Origin of the sequence: Brevibacterium luteolum (genome assembly GCF_025147615.1) — a bacterium.
In the GTDB taxonomy this organism is placed as follows: domain Bacteria; phylum Actinomycetota; class Actinomycetes; order Actinomycetales; family Brevibacteriaceae; genus Brevibacterium; species Brevibacterium luteolum.
In genome coordinates, this window is the sequence record NZ_JALXPM010000058.1 from 1 (window position 1) to 14,935 (window position 14,935).

General features: G+C 67.7%; 12 protein-coding genes. 4 read left to right on the forward strand and 8 right to left on the reverse strand.

Features of this window, described 5'->3' with window-relative positions:
* Window positions 1–50 precede the first annotated feature (50 nt).
* The 3 genes from ilvC to M3C25_RS11905 all read right to left on the reverse strand — a co-directional run bounded on the left by ilvC (window position 51) and on the right by M3C25_RS11905 (window position 3,537).
* The gene (gene ilvC / locus M3C25_RS11895; protein ID WP_170273364.1) at window positions 51–1,079 is read right to left on the reverse strand and encodes a ketol-acid reductoisomerase; all 1,029 of its coding nucleotides are present in this window, start codon (window positions 1,077–1,079) and stop codon (window positions 51–53) included.
* A 188-nt stretch (window positions 1,080–1,267) separates the two neighbouring features.
* A complete protein-coding gene (gene ilvN, locus M3C25_RS11900; protein WP_165882485.1) occupies window positions 1,268–1,777 on the reverse strand; it encodes an acetolactate synthase small subunit in 510 nt (169 codons plus the stop codon).
* Complete coding sequence (locus M3C25_RS11905; RefSeq protein ID WP_375545131.1) at window positions 1,774–3,537, reverse strand: acetolactate synthase large subunit; 1,764 nt, start codon at window positions 3,535–3,537, stop codon at window positions 1,774–1,776. Before M3C25_RS11905 ends, ilvN begins: the two co-directional genes overlap by 4 nt.
* Window positions 3,538–3,865: 328 nt before the next feature.
* Between M3C25_RS11905 and M3C25_RS11910 the strand changes: the two genes are divergently transcribed.
* A complete protein-coding gene (locus M3C25_RS11910) occupies window positions 3,866–5,146 on the forward strand; it encodes a methyltransferase domain-containing protein (RefSeq protein WP_259856899.1) in 1,281 nt (426 codons plus the stop codon).
* Window positions 5,147–5,180: 34 nt separating this feature from the next.
* On the opposite strand, the gene M3C25_RS11915 is transcribed toward M3C25_RS11910, so the two are convergent.
* Complete coding sequence (locus M3C25_RS11915) at window positions 5,181–6,185, reverse strand: C39 family peptidase (RefSeq protein ID WP_259856900.1); 1,005 nt, start codon at window positions 6,183–6,185, stop codon at window positions 5,181–5,183.
* A gap of 186 nt (window positions 6,186–6,371) precedes the next feature.
* On the opposite strand from M3C25_RS11915, the gene M3C25_RS11920 reads away from it, so the two are divergent.
* Together M3C25_RS11920 and M3C25_RS11925 are read left to right on the forward strand one after the other, a co-directional pair.
* Window positions 6,372–8,249, forward strand: a complete 1,878-nt coding sequence (locus M3C25_RS11920; protein ID WP_259845623.1) for an ABC transporter ATP-binding protein — start codon at window positions 6,372–6,374, stop codon at window positions 8,247–8,249.
* Window positions 8,246–10,063, forward strand: a complete 1,818-nt coding sequence (locus M3C25_RS11925; RefSeq protein WP_259845624.1) for an ABC transporter ATP-binding protein — start codon at window positions 8,246–8,248, stop codon at window positions 10,061–10,063. Before M3C25_RS11920 ends, M3C25_RS11925 begins: the two co-directional genes overlap by 4 nt.
* A 67-nt stretch (window positions 10,064–10,130) precedes the next feature.
* Here M3C25_RS11925 and M3C25_RS11930 read toward each other — a convergent pair whose 3' ends face one another.
* On the reverse strand, window positions 10,131–11,573 hold the full coding sequence (locus M3C25_RS11930) for an HNH endonuclease (protein ID WP_259845625.1): 1,443 nt from the start codon (window positions 11,571–11,573) through the stop codon (window positions 10,131–10,133).
* Window positions 11,574–11,709: 136 nt separating this feature from the next.
* On the reverse strand, window positions 11,710–12,912 hold the full coding sequence (locus M3C25_RS11935) for a cation:proton antiporter domain-containing protein (RefSeq protein ID WP_259856902.1): 1,203 nt from the start codon (window positions 12,910–12,912) through the stop codon (window positions 11,710–11,712).
* Between the two features lie 343 nt (window positions 12,913–13,255).
* Here M3C25_RS11935 and M3C25_RS11940 point away from each other — a divergent pair, with 343 nt between their 5' ends.
* On the forward strand, window positions 13,256–13,567 hold the full coding sequence (locus M3C25_RS11940) for a hypothetical protein (protein WP_259856903.1): 312 nt from the start codon (window positions 13,256–13,258) through the stop codon (window positions 13,565–13,567).
* Here M3C25_RS11940 and M3C25_RS11945 read toward each other — a convergent pair.
* Both M3C25_RS11945 and M3C25_RS11950 read right to left on the reverse strand, forming a co-directional pair.
* Window positions 13,519–14,256, reverse strand: a complete 738-nt coding sequence (locus M3C25_RS11945; protein WP_259856905.1) for an SDR family oxidoreductase — start codon at window positions 14,254–14,256, stop codon at window positions 13,519–13,521. The two genes, M3C25_RS11940 and M3C25_RS11945, sit on opposite strands and share 49 nt — an antisense overlap.
* Window positions 14,257–14,300: 44 nt before the next feature.
* A partial coding sequence (locus tag M3C25_RS11950) for a VanZ family protein (RefSeq protein ID WP_259856907.1) occupies window positions 14,301–14,935 on the reverse strand: 635 nt, incomplete at its 5' end.

Consider the following 14,935-nt stretch of genomic DNA (forward strand, 5'->3'; position numbering starts at 1 on the left):
AACAGGCAGAGGCCTTCACCAGCCTCAGCCGCTCGCACAGCACCGCTGGATCAGCGGGCGGCGGTGCCTTCGGTGTAGTCGTCGTCGGTGTCCTTGAGCCAGGCGAACATCTTGCGCAGCTCCCGGCCGGTTGACTCGATCGGGTGCTTCTCCTCCTTGGCGCGCAGCTCGTTGAACTCCTTGGCGCCGTTCTTCTGGTCGTCCATGAAGCGCTGGGCGAAGGCACCGGACTGGATGTCGGCGAGGACGGCCTTCATGTTCTCCTTGACCTCCGGGGTGATGACCCGCGGGCCGGAGACGTAGTCGCCGTACTCAGCGGTGTCCGAGCACGACCAGCGCTGCTTGGCGATGCCGCCTTCGACCATGAGGTCGACGATGAGCTTGAGCTCGTGCAGCACCTCGAAGTAGGCGATCTCGGGCTGGTAGCCGGCCTCGGTGAGGGTCTCGAAGCCGTACTGCACGAGGTGGGAGACACCGCCGCAGAGCACGGTCTGCTCACCGAACAGATCGGTTTCGGTCTCCTCGGTGAACGTCGTCTTGATCGCACCCGCGCGCAGGCCGCCGAGGCCCTTGGCGTAGGAGAGCACGGTGTCCCAGGCCTTGCCGGATTCGTCCTTCTCCACGGCGACGAGCACGGGCACGCCGCGGCCGTCGACGAACTCGCGGCGCACGACGTGGCCTGGGCCCTTCGGGGCGACCATGATGACGTCGACACCCTCAGGCGGGGTGATGTAGTCGAAGCGGATGTTGAATCCGTGGGCGAAGACGAGCGTGTCGCCGGGGCTCAGCTGGTCCTTGATCTCGCTGTTGTAGATGTCGGCCTGCACTTGGTCGGGGGTGAGGATGACGACGACGTCAGCCCACTTCGCGACCTCGGCCGGGGTGCCGACTTCGAGTCCCTGCGCGCTGGCCTTGTCACGGCTCTTCGAGCCTTCGGACAGGCCGATGCGCACGTCGACGCCGGAGTCGCGCAGGCTCAGTGCGTGGGCGTGGCCCTGCGAACCGAAGCCGATGACGGCGACCTTCTTGCCCTGGATGACGGACAGGTCAGCATCGTCGTCGTAGAAGCGCTCTGCCATGGGATTCTCCTTGTGTTGGGGTCTGGTGGTGCTGGTCAGCGGCGGGATCGCCCGCCGCCGGGTCTTGTCTCAATCGTAGTGCCGGAACCTGAGACGGATGTCGGGGTGTCCGGATTCTGTCAGCTGGTCTGGTGGTGCTTCCGCGCCCGAGGCGGTGGTTCCGTTCCCGAGGCGGTGGGCACCTGGTCTCACACGCGCGGGGCCCTGTCGGTCATCGACTTCGATCCCCGGCCGATGGCGACCGTGCCGGATTGCACGATCTCCTTGATGCCGAAGGGTTCGAGCACCTGGCGCAGCGCGTCGAGCTTGCTGCGTTCGCCGGTGGCTTCGACACAGATGGTGTTGGGGCCGACGTCGACGATGTGCCCGCGGAACATCTCGACGGCGCTGGCGATCTGGGGCCGGGCGGCGGCGTCGGCCCGGACTTTGAAGATCATGTGCGCGCGCCGGACCGAGGCTTCGGGTTCGAGCTCGACGATTTTGATGACGTTGACGAGCTTGTTCAGCTGCTTGGTCACCTGTTCGAGGGCGACGCTGCCGACGTCGACGACGACGGTGATGCGCGAGAGCTCCTCGCGTTCAGTGGTGCCGACAGCCAGGGAGTGGATGTTGAAGCCGCGCCGGGCGATGAGGCCGGTGAAGCGGGTGAGGACGCCCGGCTTGTTCTCGACGAGCACAGAGAGGGTGTGACGGCTCATGCCTGACCTTCCTCCTCTTCCTCTGCCCCGAAGTCCGGGCGCAGATCGCGGGCGTACTGGATCTCATCGTTGCTGACGCCGGCGGCGACCATCGGCCACACCATCGCATCAGGTGGGACGGTGAAGTCGATGACGACCGGTCTGTCGTTGACCTCGAGTGCCTGCTCGATTGCGGCGTCGACGTCGTCGTTGCATTCGACCCGCAAGCCGACGGCGCCGTAGGCTTCGGCGAGCTTGACGAAATCGGGCACGCGCACGGTGTTGTGGCCGGTGTTGAGGTCGGAGTGGGAGTAGCGGCCGTCGTAGAACAGCGTCTGCCACTGCCGGACCATGCCCAGTGAGGAGTTGTTGATGATCGCGACCTTGATCGGGATCTTGTTGATGACGCAGGTGGCCAGCTCCTGGTTCGTCATCTGGAAGCAGCCGTCGCCATCGATCGCCCACACCTGCCGGTCGGGTTCGCCGACCTTGGCACCCATGGCTGCCGGCACGGCGTAGCCCATGGTACCCAGGCCGCCGGAGTTGAGCCATGAGCGGGGCCGGTCGTAGGTGACGAACTGGCTGGCCCACATCTGATGCTGGCCGACGCCGGCGCAGTAGATGCCCTCGGGGCCGGTCAGCGCGGAGATCCGCTTGATGACGTACTCGGGGTCGCACAGCCCTTCGCTGTTGTGCTCGTATCCCAGCGGGTAAGTGCTCTTCCACGAGTTGAGGACCTTCCACCAGGCTTCGTACCCGGTTTCGAGCACCTCGGGCTGCTGTTCGCGCAGCTCGCTGTGCAGCTGGCGCAGCACCTCGGCGGCGTCTCCGACGATCGGCACATCGGCGAACCGGTTCTTGCCGATCTCGGCTGGGTCGATGTCAGCGTGGATGACCTTCGCCCGTGGGGCGAAGGAACCCAGGTCGCCGGTGACGCGGTCGTCGAACCGGGTGCCCACGGCGATGAGCAGGTCGGCCTTCTGGAAGGAGGCGACTGCGGCGACGGTGCCGTGCATGCCCGGCATCCCGAGGTGCTGCTCATGGGTGTCGGGGAAGGCCCCACGCGCCATGAGGGTGGTGACGACCGGGATCTTCGTCGCCTCGGCCAGGGCGAGCAGCTCCTCTTCGGCTCCGGAGCGGATGACGCCGCCGCCGATGTAGAACACCGGCCTGCGGGCGCCTGCGATGAGCCGGCCTGCCTCGCGGATCTGCTTGGCGTGCGGCTTGAGCACCGGGCGGTAGCCCGGCAGCTGCGGCTCTTCCGGCCAGACATAGGGTGCTGTGCTGGCCTGGGCGTCCTTGGTGATGTCGACAAGGACCGGTCCGGGGCGTCCGGTGGAGGCGATGAGGTAGGCAGACACGATCGCCTGCGGGATGTCCTCGGCACGGGTGACGAGGAAGCTGTGTTTGGTCACCGGCATCGTCATGCCGACGATGTCAGCTTCCTGGAAGGCGTCGGTGCCGAGCATGTTCGAGGCCTGCTGGCCGGTGATCGCCATGATCGGCACGGAGTCCATGTGCGCATCGGCGATCGCGGTCACGAGGTTCGTCGCTCCGGGCCCGGACGTCGCCATGCACACGCCGACCTTCCCGGTGGCCGCGGCGTAGCCTTCGGCGGCATGCCCTGCGCCCTGCTCGTGGCGGACGAGCACGTGGTTGATCTTCTCGGAGTCGAGCAGCGGGTCGTAGGTCGGCAGGATGGTGCCGCCGGGAAGCCCGAAGACCGTGTCGACGCCCAGGCGCTCAAGGGTGCGCACGACTGCTTGTGCGCCGGTGAGCATCTCCGGTTCGTGATAGTCGCTGCGCCTGGCCGGGGCGGGGTGCGCCGGGCTCGGCGTCGGCGGCTGCGGAACGGCCTGTCGGGCCGGTTGCGGTGCCGGGGCGTGAGATCCCACGGAGACTCCTTTGGTCTGGTCATAAAAAACGCCCCGTACCGGATCGGTATGGGGCGCGCGGATCGTCGTCAAGCGACAGCTTACGGGTGAACCGCGCGCTGCATAATGAGGACGACGAGAATGTTGCTCATGACCCCCATCATTCCCGTCAGCGATGGGCATGTCAAATGCCGGCCGGTAACGTCCGCCTGGTGGGACGACTATGATTGCAGCGATGGAATGCGCTCATTACGATGCCGGTCGATGCCGGTCCTGCACCCTCCTGCCGCTGCCCTCTCCGGTCCGGGTGCAGCGTTCGCAGGATGAGATCGCGCGCCTGCTGACGGAGGCCACCACCGCCTCGGGCACGGCCCCTGCCGACACGTCGGGCACGGCCCCAGCCGACGCCTCGGGCGAGGCGGCCGGCATCCGCTGGCTGCCGCCGGTCACCGGCCCGGATGCCGGGTTCCGCAACAAGGCGAAGATGGTCGTCTCCGGCACCGTCAACGACCCGATCCTCGGCATCCTCGACGAGACCGGTGCCGGGATCGATCTGCGCGACTGCCCGCTGTATCCCGCTTCGGTTCTCCGGCTGCTCGATGCGGTGCCGGCGCTCATCCGGCGCGCGCAGATTCCCCCCTATGACGTCACGCGCCGGCGCGGGGAGCTCAAGCACATCATCGTCACGGTCTCTGCCGACAGTGAGCTCATGGTCCGCTTCGTGCTGCGCACGCCCAAGCCGGTCCCCCGGATCCGCGAGCATCTGAGCGTGCTCACCGATGCGGTCGACGGGGTGCGGGTGGTGAGTGCGAACATCCACCCGCAGCATTCGGCGGTGCTCGAAGGTGCCGAGGAGATCCACATCGCCGGGGATCGGCACCTGCCGATGCGCCAGGGCCGGGTGACGTTGCAGGTGCTGCCGCGCTCGTTCGTGCAGACGAACACGGCGGTCGCCGGGCAGCTGTACGAGCAGGTTGCGGCGTGGGCTGATGAGATCGAGGCCCGGCGCCGCCCGGGCACTGGGGGCACTGGCGGTCCCGGATCAGCTGACGCCGGCACTGGCGCCGGTCCTGACGCCGGGACGCTGCGAATCTGGGATCTGTACTGCGGCGTCGGCGGGTTCGCGCTGCATCTGGCCGCGCCGGGGCGCGCGGTCACCGGAGTCGAGGTCTCCGCTGAGGCGATCGCCTCAGCGCAGGCAGCCGCCGCCGAGGCGGGACTCACCGCCGATTTCGTCGTCGCCGATGCCGCCGACTGGGCCGGTGAGCAGGACGTGCTGCCCGATGTCGTCGTGGTGAATCCACCGCGGCGCGGGATCGGTGCGCTGGCCGGCTGGCTGGAGGGCTCGGGGATCTGCGATGTCATCTACTCCAGCTGCCATCCCCGCTCACTCGCCCGGGACCTCAAGCAGATGCCCAGTTATCAGGTGACGGCAGCCCGGATGCTCGATATGTTCCCCCACACCGCCCATGCCGAGGTGGTGGTGCAGCTGCGGCGCACGACGGACGCAGCCTAGTCACTTACCCGACGCGCCGTGCCGCTTCCGGTGCTCAGCGCCGGGCAATCCGATAAACGAGGCCGCCGGAGCCCTCGGCTGACAGCCACGCTCGTTCGAAGGCCTCCCGCGGATAGACCGCGCGCACACCGTCGGCGATCGCCCGGCCGGGATCATGGACGCGGACATCGCCTGCGGAGGTGACACCGGTGATGATGAGCAGATGCCCAGCCGTCGGGTAGCCGGCCTGGGGCAGCTGCTCGGAGGTGAAGGACACGGAGGCGATGAGCACCTCCCCCGCCGCCAGCAGCTCCTCGGCCTCCCGCATGCTGGCCAGCGCGTCGAGCCGTGCGTCGAAACCCTGCCCGTTCGCCCAGGCGACGTTGAACGCCCAGTTCCCGGTACCACCGTACGTGCGATCCCACACTCCGCGGATCGTCGGGTGGACGCGGTCTGCGGCGTCCTCACCGGCAGGAGACGACACTCCGGAAGCGTCCAGCCCGGCGTGCGCGCCGCCTGCGGACAGCCATTCCATCACCATCGTCAGTGACGTCGGTGAGCACCAGCTGTCGGCCTGCGCGTAGCCGTCGAGCACACCGCAGGCGTGCTGGCTGATCTGCGGCAGCCGGTGCTCGATGTCGATGCCGCGCGGAACCGAAGCGGTGATCTCCGCACGCGGCCGGGCTGGCCCGCGGGTGAGGGCATCGATCCAGTGCACGGTCACAGGTGCTGCAGCTGCCCTCGCGGCAGGCACTGCCCGGACTGCCAGATCGACGACCCGGGCCGGGCCGCCGAGTGCGGCGGTGTCGACGAAGACGGTGTCGGCGTCGGTGCGCAGACCGTGGACCTGCTGGGCGGTCAGCGTCGTCGACTCCCCTGTCCCCTGACTCGACCAGGAGGCCACGGTCACCCAATCGGAGAACGCGCCGGTCACCTCGGCAGCGGCGCGCACCCGGATCTCGGCAGTGATGCCCGGCGGGGTGTCGATGTGCCAGAACGGGATGATCTGCGTGCACGGCTGCACGTGCAGGCGCACCGTGTCCGCGGTCTCGGAACTCATGCCAGCCAGCGTAACCGACGCCGCCGTCGGCGCGTTCGCGTCTGAGCAGTCAGGGTGCGGTGCCGCGGCGTGATTCTGCCACCAGCAGGCGGAGCGGGTGAAGAAGTCCGCTGCGCATCCATGCAGGTGCCCGAAACTCCACTAGGCTGATGAATCATGCGCTCACTGTGGAGATTCTGGCCTGACGTGCGAGCACGGCTGGGCGTCTACCTCTTCATCTTCGTCCTCACCCTCGGATCGATGGGCATCGCCCTGCTCGTGCCGATGATCACCGGCTGGATCGTCGACGGGCCGATCGCCCGCGGTGACTTCGCCGGCATGCTCGCGCCCCTGGCCCTCATCCTGCTCATCGGCATCGCCGAAGCCGCCGCCGTGTGGCTGCGCCGCCGGCTCATCGCGCCGATCACCTCGCGCTGGGAAGTGCTGTGGCGCGAGCGTCTCTACGACCGGCTGCAGTACGTCGCCGTCGGCGTCCACGACGCATGGCCGGCCGGCCAGCTGCTCTCCCGCGCCGTCAACGACCTCTCCCAGCTGCGGCGGTTCTTCGCCTTCGGCCTGCAGTTCCTCATCGCCAGCCCGCTCATCGTGCTCGGCGGCGGCATCATCCTCGCGTCCCTGCACCCGTACTTCGGCATCATCGCCATCGCCGCAGCCGTCCCGACCGTGACCGCCATTGCGGTGCTCGAGCGCCGCTACCGGCTGGCCTCCCGCAGCGCCCAGGACACCATGGGCGAGATCGCCACCGACGTCGAAGAGGCCGTTCAGGGCATTCGCATCCTCAAGGCCTTCGGCCGCTCTCCCTGGGCGGCGCAGCGGTTCCGCGCCCTGTCCGAGCGGCTGCGCGGCTTCGAGCTGACGAAGGCCTATGTCGATTCGTGGATGTTCGGCGCTGCGATCATGATCCCGGTGCTTGCGCTCACGGCGATCCTGGCGGTGGGCACCTGGGGTGTGATCGGCGGGTGGATGACCGTCGGGCAGGTTATCGCCGCGCTGACGGTGACGATGTTCCTGCGCATGCCCATCGAGATGGTCGGCTTCCTCCTCGCCGACTTCCTCATGTCGGTCACCGCCGCCAATCGCTACTGGGAGGTCATGGACCTGCCCTTCGACATCACCGACCCCGACGGCGAGATCAGCGAGGACCCGCAGCCGCACAGCTACGCCGGGCACATCCGCTTCGACGCTGTCGAGTACCGCTTCGCCGATGCCGAGGAGCCGATCCTCACACACATCGACCTCGACATCGCACCAGGTGAGACACTCGCCCTCGTCGGTGCGACCGGCACCGGCAAGACAGCACTGGCCGCACTGCTGCCGCGTCTGCAGGATGTCACGGCTGGCTCCATCACCCTCGACGGCACCGATCTGCGCGACTTCCGGATCAACGAGCTGCGTCGCATCGTCTCCGTCGCCTTCGAAGACCCGGTGCTGTTCTCCACGACCGTGCGCGAGAACGTCGCCATGGGCCTCAAGCACGCCGATGACCGTGCCCTCCCGGCTGCGGAAACCGGCACCTCGGGCAGGGCAGCCGGCGCCTCGGGAACGGAAACCGCCACCTCGGGACCGGAAAGCGGCACCTCGGGACCGGCGACCAGCACCTCTGACTTGGGCGACGCGCATGGCCCCGACGCCGAGGTGTGGGAGGCGCTTGAGATCGCAGCGGCAGCCGATTTCGTGCGCCGACTGCCCGACGGTCTCGACACCGAAGTCGGCGAGCAGGGCCTGTCGCTGTCGGGCGGTCAGCGCCAGCGGCTGGCACTGGCGCGCGCCGTCATCGGCAAGCCCCGGGTGCTCGTCCTCGACGACCCCCTCTCCGCTGTCGACGTCGACACCGAGGACCGCGTGCAGACGGCACTGCGGCGAGTGCTCGGCGATTCGACGACACTCGCCATCGCCCACCGGCCCTCCACCGCTGCCCTGGCCGACCGGGTGGCGGTGCTCGAGGGCGGACGGATCACCGACACCGGCACCCACGACGAGCTGCTGGCCCGCAACCGCCACTACCGCGACCTCATGGGTGCCAGCTCACATGCCGCTGCCGAGACTGAGGAGGTGCGCCGATGAGTCCCGCACAGCCTGACCGGGCCGACGACCCGGAGATCGATGAGCTGCCGCCGGACATCTCCCGGCGGGCACGCAGACTGCTCGCCTCGCTCATCCGCCCGCACTTGGCGCTGGCAGTCGTCCTCATCGTCTCGATCACCGTCGGCGGGATCATGAGCGTGGCCGGTCCGTTCTTCGTCGCCCGCGCGATCGACGATGGGCTGCCGGCTGCGCTGGGCGGTGACAGCGGCCCGCTGGTCGTCGCGATCGCCGCGGTCGCGCTGACCGGCGTAGCCGATGCTGCGGCGACCTGGCTGAGCATCCGGCTCAACGGCAGGCTGAGCCAGAAGATCCTCTTCGATCTGCGCGGCCGGCTGTTCACCCATGTGCAGCGTCTCGACCTGCGCTATCACGAACGCTCGACCTCTGGCCGGCTCGTCTCCCGTCAGACCTCGGACATGGAGTCCGTCCAGCAGTTCGTCTCACAGGCGCTCAACGGCATGGTGCTCTCGCTGCTGACGATGTCGGCGATCGCGGTGACGCTCGTGGTCATGAACGTGCCGCTGGCGCTCGTGGCGTTCGCCGGGTTCATCCCGCTGGTCTTCCTCACCGTCTACGCCCACCGGCAGCAGCGCTCAGCGTACCGGCGCACCCGCACCTCGATCGCCCGGGTCATCGTCCAGTTCGTTGAGACGATGGGTGGGATCCGCGCCGTCCAGTCCTTCCGCCGGCAGCGCCCGGGCCTTGAGCGGCTGACCGGGGAGGACGCCGTCTACGCGCAGGCCAACACCGATGCCTTGCACGGGGTGGCGACGTTCGCCGGCGGCACCCGGCTCATCGGCAACCTGTCGCAGACCGGGATCATCCTGCTCGGCGGCTGGCTCGTCATCAACGGCTACACCCAGCTCGGTGTGCTGGCCGCATTCCTGTTGTACCTGCGCCGGTTCTACGGCCCGCTCGATGAGCTCGTGCAGTCCTTCAGCCTCTACCAGTCAGCCTCGGCTGCCCTGGAGAAGATCACGGCGGTCCTCGATGCCGAGCCTGATGTCGATGCGCCGGCAGATCCGCAGCCGCTGCCTGAGCGGCACACCGGCACCGGCCGGTCGATCTCCTTCGAGGATGTCAGCTTCGCCTACGACTCCGAAGGTCCCGAGGTGCTGCCGACCTTCGACCTGGAGATCCCCGCCGGTCAGATCGTCGCTGTCGTCGGCGCGACCGGTGCCGGCAAGTCGACTCTGGTGAAGCTGCTGACCCGCATGTACGACCCGTCGACCGGGGCGGTGCGCCTCGACGGCGTTGACGTGCGCAAGCTCGCCGATGCCCGGCTGCGCGAGTCGCTGGTGATGGTGACGCAGGAGTCGTATCTGTTCTCGGGCACGATCGCCGACAACATCCGCATCGGCAACCCCGATGCCACAGACGCCCAGGTCCTCGCCGCCGCCGAGGCGGTGGGCCTGGATCCGTATGTGCGCAGCCTGCCGGAGGGCTACGACACGGATGTCAAGAAGCGCGGCGGCCGGTTGAGTTCGGGGCAGCGGCAGCTGGTGTCCTTTGCCCGTGTGTTCCTCGCCGATCCCGATGTCATCGTCCTCGATGAGGCGACTGCGCACCTCGACATCCCCTCCGAGCGCCTGATCCAGCAGGCCCTGGCGCGTGTGCTCGAAGGCCGCACCGCGATCATCATCGCCCACCGTCTGTCCACGGTTGAGATCGCCGACCGGGTGCTCGTCATGGACGCCGGCCGGGTTGTTGAAGATGGCACACCGGCAGAGCTCATTCACGGTGACAGCCGATTCGGGCGGATGTACTCAGCCTGGCAGGACACGCTGGCGTGAGCCGAAGCAGCCGAAGCGGCTGCTCGCTGGAATCGCCGAGACGCGCTTCCTATACCGTGCCGGCTTGTCACGCCGCCGACAGGTCGATGATGAGGTCGGCCATCGAACATTCGATGGTGCTCCGCAGGGTGTTTGCCTCTGTCTCACCTGCGTCGGCCGGGACCTTGGTGCGCGGACCGTCGCGATGACGACCGTCCCGGCCGCGCTTCTCTCCCCTGGCCTGTGATGCGGTGGTCTCCGGATCCTTGGCCACCGGTGATTTCGCCGGAGACGTGATCGGGATGGTCCTGCTCGTGTACTCCTGGCCTGACGGCGTGCGCACCGTCAGCGAATCAGGGGTCGCGGTATGCCGCCAGCCGGGATTCTCCTTGGCGTAGTTGCAGGCCGCGCACAGTCCAGAGGCGTTCGCCCAGCTCGTCGCACCACCGGCGGCGTGCGGAGTGGCATGGTCGATATGGCGAATCGGTGCATCACACCACGGTGACCGGCACACATCGTCACGGCAGATGACCATCCGCCGCAGCCCATCATTGAAGGTCCGGCGCTTGGAGTCCATCGCCACGAGCTGCCCGGTTTCGGGCTGGGTGAAGAGACGCCGCAGGTAGACCGCACCAGAGCTGTTCTCCAGGAGTCGGCGCGTGAACGCGGCAGGGAGCGGCCCATGACCGGGCAGCCAGGCGGGAATCGTACCGTCGCTGATGAGAGCCTCGTCGGTCATGATGAGCTGGATTTCGACGGAGATGTCGGTCGCGGATTCTTGGCCCGTCAGGCGGGTGATGAAGAGGTCGGCGGCCATCTGCGCTCCCGTGCGCTCGCCTGATTCGCCCGTGCCGACCATCACAGAGGCAGCCTTCTGCAGGGCCGCATAGGCTGCCACGGCTTGCGGCATCGGAACGAAGGCGGTCAGATACGCCATGTTCCCCGGTGCCGGTCGGACGGAGATGTGCCGCTGCTTCTCCTCGTACTCCATGTGCTCGACGGTGGCTGCGGGATCCGCGTGCTGCGCCATGCGGCGGGCTTCTCCGGCCAGGCGCTTGAGGCCGGTGCCGGCGAAGAGCTCCTGCAACTGGGCATCGATCGAGTTGCGCAGATGGGACGGCAGCCACGCGACCTCCCGGAAGACGGCTCGTGCTTTCTCTTCGGAGATCTCTCCTGTTTCCAAAGCCCGGAAGGTGCAGGGCATTTCGCGCATGAGCACCTGGGCGAACTTCGCGAACCGGCTGCCCCGGGAGGGGGATTCCTGCCGGGCGAGCGCGACCTCGGCGCCGAACCCGCGGCAGCGACGATGGGCGGGAACGCCGGCGGCCTTCTCGGTGACGAAGCGGCGGTCAATCGCCGCGTCGGTCTCTCGCACCTGGTAGGCAGTGATCGCTGCTTTGAGGCGCTCGGCCTGGTTCATCCGCTCGAAGGCCTCAGTATCGTCGACCAGCGTCGGAGCTTGGGAAAACGCCAGGATGAGGCCCTCGATGTCCATGGCATCGAGCGCCTCTCCACGACGAGTCCTCTTCATACCCCATACGCTACGTTGAGGCACTGACAACGCACCCTCACCTGGGAAGATGCAGATTTGGCAGCTGAGCCCAGGCTCCGGTCAGCGCCCGAGGAGAAGGCGATTTCCTCCTCGGGAGCGGTCGCCCCAGCACGATTCAGCGCTTGGCGCTGGGCACCAGCACGCGGAGCAGCGGCTGAGTTCCGAGACCGTGCAGCAGCACGCTGCCGCCGAGCATGAATTCGGTGACCGCTAAGACGAGGGCTGCGCTGTCGATGTCGTCGATGGCGTTGAAGGCCAGCAGGCCGAAGACGACCGAGGCAGTACCGCGCGGGCAGAGAGTGGCGATGAGCAGGCGCTCACGGCCGGGCAGCGCTGTTCCGAGCAGGCTCAGCAAGACTGGTCCCATGCGGATGACGGTGAGGGCGAGGGCGGCCAGCAGCAGTATCGGCCAGATGGTCTCGAGGACCTGGCCGATGAAGATGACGGTGGTGCCGAGCACGAACCACAGCACCATGTTGTTGATGATGCTGATGTCCTCGGCTAAGGACAGCTCCTCGTGCAGTTCGCGGGTGCGTCGCAGCATGCGGAAGACAGTGCCGGCGACGAAGGCGGCGATGAAGCCGTTGCCGTGCAGGGTCACGGCCAGCGTGTAGGTCAGCAGCGGCACCGCGACCAGGCCGATGCGCATCGACTGGGCGCTGAACCAGCCGCGCCGGCCGCTGGCATTGGCCAGCAGCGCGTAGGCGACGCCGACGACGAGGCCGACGGCAACGGCAATGAGGAAGGCCGGGATCGCCTGGCCGAAGGCGGCACCGGGCCCGCCGCGTTTCGCATCGCCTGCCAGCGCGAAGAGGAACAGCGGGGTGATGATGCCGTCGTTGTAGCCGCTTTCGAGGTTGAGGATATGGCGCAGCCGCTGCGGAATGGAGGTGTCCTTGACGATCGAGGTCACCGGTGAGAAGTCGACGGGCACAATGATGCAGGCGATCGCCAGAGTGACGGCGAGGCTGAGATCCGGAAGCAGCACCGAGGCGAACATCCAGGTCAGGAACATGCTGATCGGCAGCGCGATGAACAGCAGCCGCAGCACCGGACCGCGCACGGCCTTCATCGCCCCGAGGCGGACCTCGGTGGCGTCGACGAAGAGGACGAGAGCGAGGACGAGTTCGGCGATGCGCTCTGCGGCGTTGGAGTTGAGGAAGAGCCCGAAGCCGACCTTGTCGGTGATGAAGATGCCCGCAGCCGCACCGCCGATCACCATGGCCAGCGGGCCCATGACATGCCAGCGGCCGAGCACGCGGGCGAACAGCGCCCAGGCGGCGACGAGGGCGCCGGCGAGCAGAAGGACGGTGAGCATGAGGGGCTTTCGAGGTCGTGCAGCAGGTTCGCCTAAGCGAATCGGAGCCTGCCTGCAGGCGGTGCCAGGAACCGCCTCGGGACCGACGAACAACGTCAAGGGTGCCGCGAGGCCGACGCTCCCGATGGGGACTGACCCTCACGAGTCCCCTGATTCTTACGCTATGCCCGGTTCCACCTCGTGGAGCCGGGTACTGCGCTGAAGGGGCATAAGGCTGAAGGGGCGCGTGCCGGCTGCCAGGAAAGCAGCCCACAGTCTTCACAGGCGGTTCCGACAGTGATGTCACCACCCGCAGATAGCCTGAAAGCCAACCTCATCCCCGGTGCCATCCCAAGGAGCTGCCATGACCATGACCCGCAGACGCACGCTCATCACCTTCGCTCCGCTTGCTCTCGGCGGGCTCGCGCTCGCGCTCTTCGCAGCGCTCATGGCCTATCTGTTCGTCTTCGGTTCGATGCTCGGCCTGCCGGTCTCCACCCTCGACGGCCTCGGCTCGACGTGGCCGATGACAGCCGCCACCATTCTGCTCATCACCGCTGCAATCTCACTGCCCGTCGGCGGGCTGTGGGCTGCCGCGGTGACCGTTGCAGCGGCGCGGCGGAATGCTCAGCCGCGGCCGGGGAACGGCATACCCGAGGCAGTCAGCGTCAGCTGATCGACGGTCGCCTCCAGCGGCAGTTCGGCGATATCGGCGATCATCCGCCCGGCGATCGCAGGATCGAAGCTCGGCTCGGCGCGCCTGGACCCGTCGGGCTGGAGGGCACCCTCGCCGGTGCCGATGCTCGTGAGGATCTCGGTGGCCGCATTGCCGATGTCGATCTGGGTGGCGGTGATCCGGTGCGGCCGGCCGTCGATGATGATGGCCTTCGTCAGCCCGGCCACCGCGTGCTTGCTCATCGCATAGGCCACCGAGTGCGGGCGCGGCACCTGCGCTGAGATCGAGCCGTTGTTGATGATCCGCCCGCCGTGTTCGCGCATGAGGTCGAAGGCAGCACTGGCGCAGTAGAACGCGCCGGTGGCGTTGACGTCGATCGTCTGGGCCACCTCGTTCCAGTCAGCTGCGCCGACGTCATCAGCGGGACCGAACATGCCTGCGTTGTTGAAGAGCACGTCGAGGCGGCCATAGGTCTCAGCGACCTGCGCGAAGGCCGCGCGCACCGCCTCGGGAGCAGCGATATCGGTTTCGATGGCCAGGCAGCCGGCCGCGCCGTCGAGGCTCTCCTCCAGCCGGTCGCGGCGGCGGCCGAGGGCGGCAACGTGCCAGCCGCGGGCGATGAGCGTGCGGGCGACCGCGCGGCCGATGCCGCTTCCGGCGCCGGTGATGACGGCGATGCGAGTGTCCATGCCACCAATCTAACCGTCAGTCTGGGCACAGGTGGCTGGTGATGTCATCGTGGACGGGGCGTGTGTGATGGGCGCGGCGTGGCAGGCAGCGTGCGCCGGGACAGCGCCCAGCGGATGAGCGCTGCGAGGCCGAAGCCGGCGAGGATGCCGCACCAGCCGATGATGACGGTGGCGAAGCTGAACACCGATCTGCCGAGAGCCATGATCGCGTACTGGCCGACTTCGACGAGGAACGACAGGCTCATGGCCACCACCAGTGCCGACCAGCGGTGGGCGGCTGCGACGAAGAGTCCGCTGGTCAGGCCCAGGGGCAGGAACATGAGCAGGTTCATCAACTGCCAGTTGACGGTTGTGACTGCCCAGATGTTGGGCAGCGACCATGCCCAGACGCGCCTCTGAATTGAGTCGTCATCGGTCAGGAACCGTTCGAGTCCGCTCTGCGATGGGGTCAGGGTCAGTGCCAGGACAAAGGCTGTGCAGGTGAGCCACGCGGCAACTGTCCACCGCGGTTCGCTCAGTTTGCGGGCACCGACGCGGGAGACTGCGACGGCCATGAGCACGCCAAGGGCGAAGGCAGGGATGAAGAGGGGAAAAGCCGCCAGGTAGCGCTCCATCAACTGATCTTCGCACACCCGCACGGCAGTCCGGTCGATCCCCTGGTGCAGACGCTCCCGAGGCG

What these genes read in the sequence shown, in the direction of transcription:
- M3C25_RS11930 (WP_259845625.1), bottom strand. Translation starts at nt 11,573, where the DNA reads ATGAAGAGGACTCGTCGTGGAGAGGCGCTCGATGCCATGGACATCGAG.
- ilvC (WP_170273364.1), bottom strand. Translation starts at nt 1,079, where the DNA reads ATGGCAGAGCGCTTCTACGACGACGATGCTGACCTGTCCGTCATCCAG.
- ilvN (WP_165882485.1), bottom strand. Translation starts at nt 1,777, where the DNA reads ATGAGCCGTCACACCCTCTCTGTGCTCGTCGAGAACAAGCCGGGCGTC.
- M3C25_RS11925 (WP_259845624.1), top strand. Translation starts at nt 8,246, where the DNA reads ATGAGTCCCGCACAGCCTGACCGGGCCGACGACCCGGAGATCGATGAG.
- M3C25_RS11945 (WP_259856905.1), bottom strand. Translation starts at nt 14,256, where the DNA reads ATGGACACTCGCATCGCCGTCATCACCGGCGCCGGAAGCGGCATCGGC.
- M3C25_RS11905 (WP_375545131.1), bottom strand. Translation starts at nt 3,537, where the DNA reads ATGCTCACCGGCGCACAAGCAGTCGTGCGCACCCTTGAGCGCCTGGGC.
- M3C25_RS11940 (WP_259856903.1), top strand. Translation starts at nt 13,256, where the DNA reads ATGACCATGACCCGCAGACGCACGCTCATCACCTTCGCTCCGCTTGCT.
- M3C25_RS11915 (WP_259856900.1), bottom strand. Translation starts at nt 6,185, where the DNA reads ATGAGTTCCGAGACCGCGGACACGGTGCGCCTGCACGTGCAGCCGTGC.
- M3C25_RS11935 (WP_259856902.1), bottom strand. Translation starts at nt 12,912, where the DNA reads ATGCTCACCGTCCTTCTGCTCGCCGGCGCCCTCGTCGCCGCCTGGGCG.
- M3C25_RS11910 (WP_259856899.1), top strand. Translation starts at nt 3,866, where the DNA reads ATGGAATGCGCTCATTACGATGCCGGTCGATGCCGGTCCTGCACCCTC.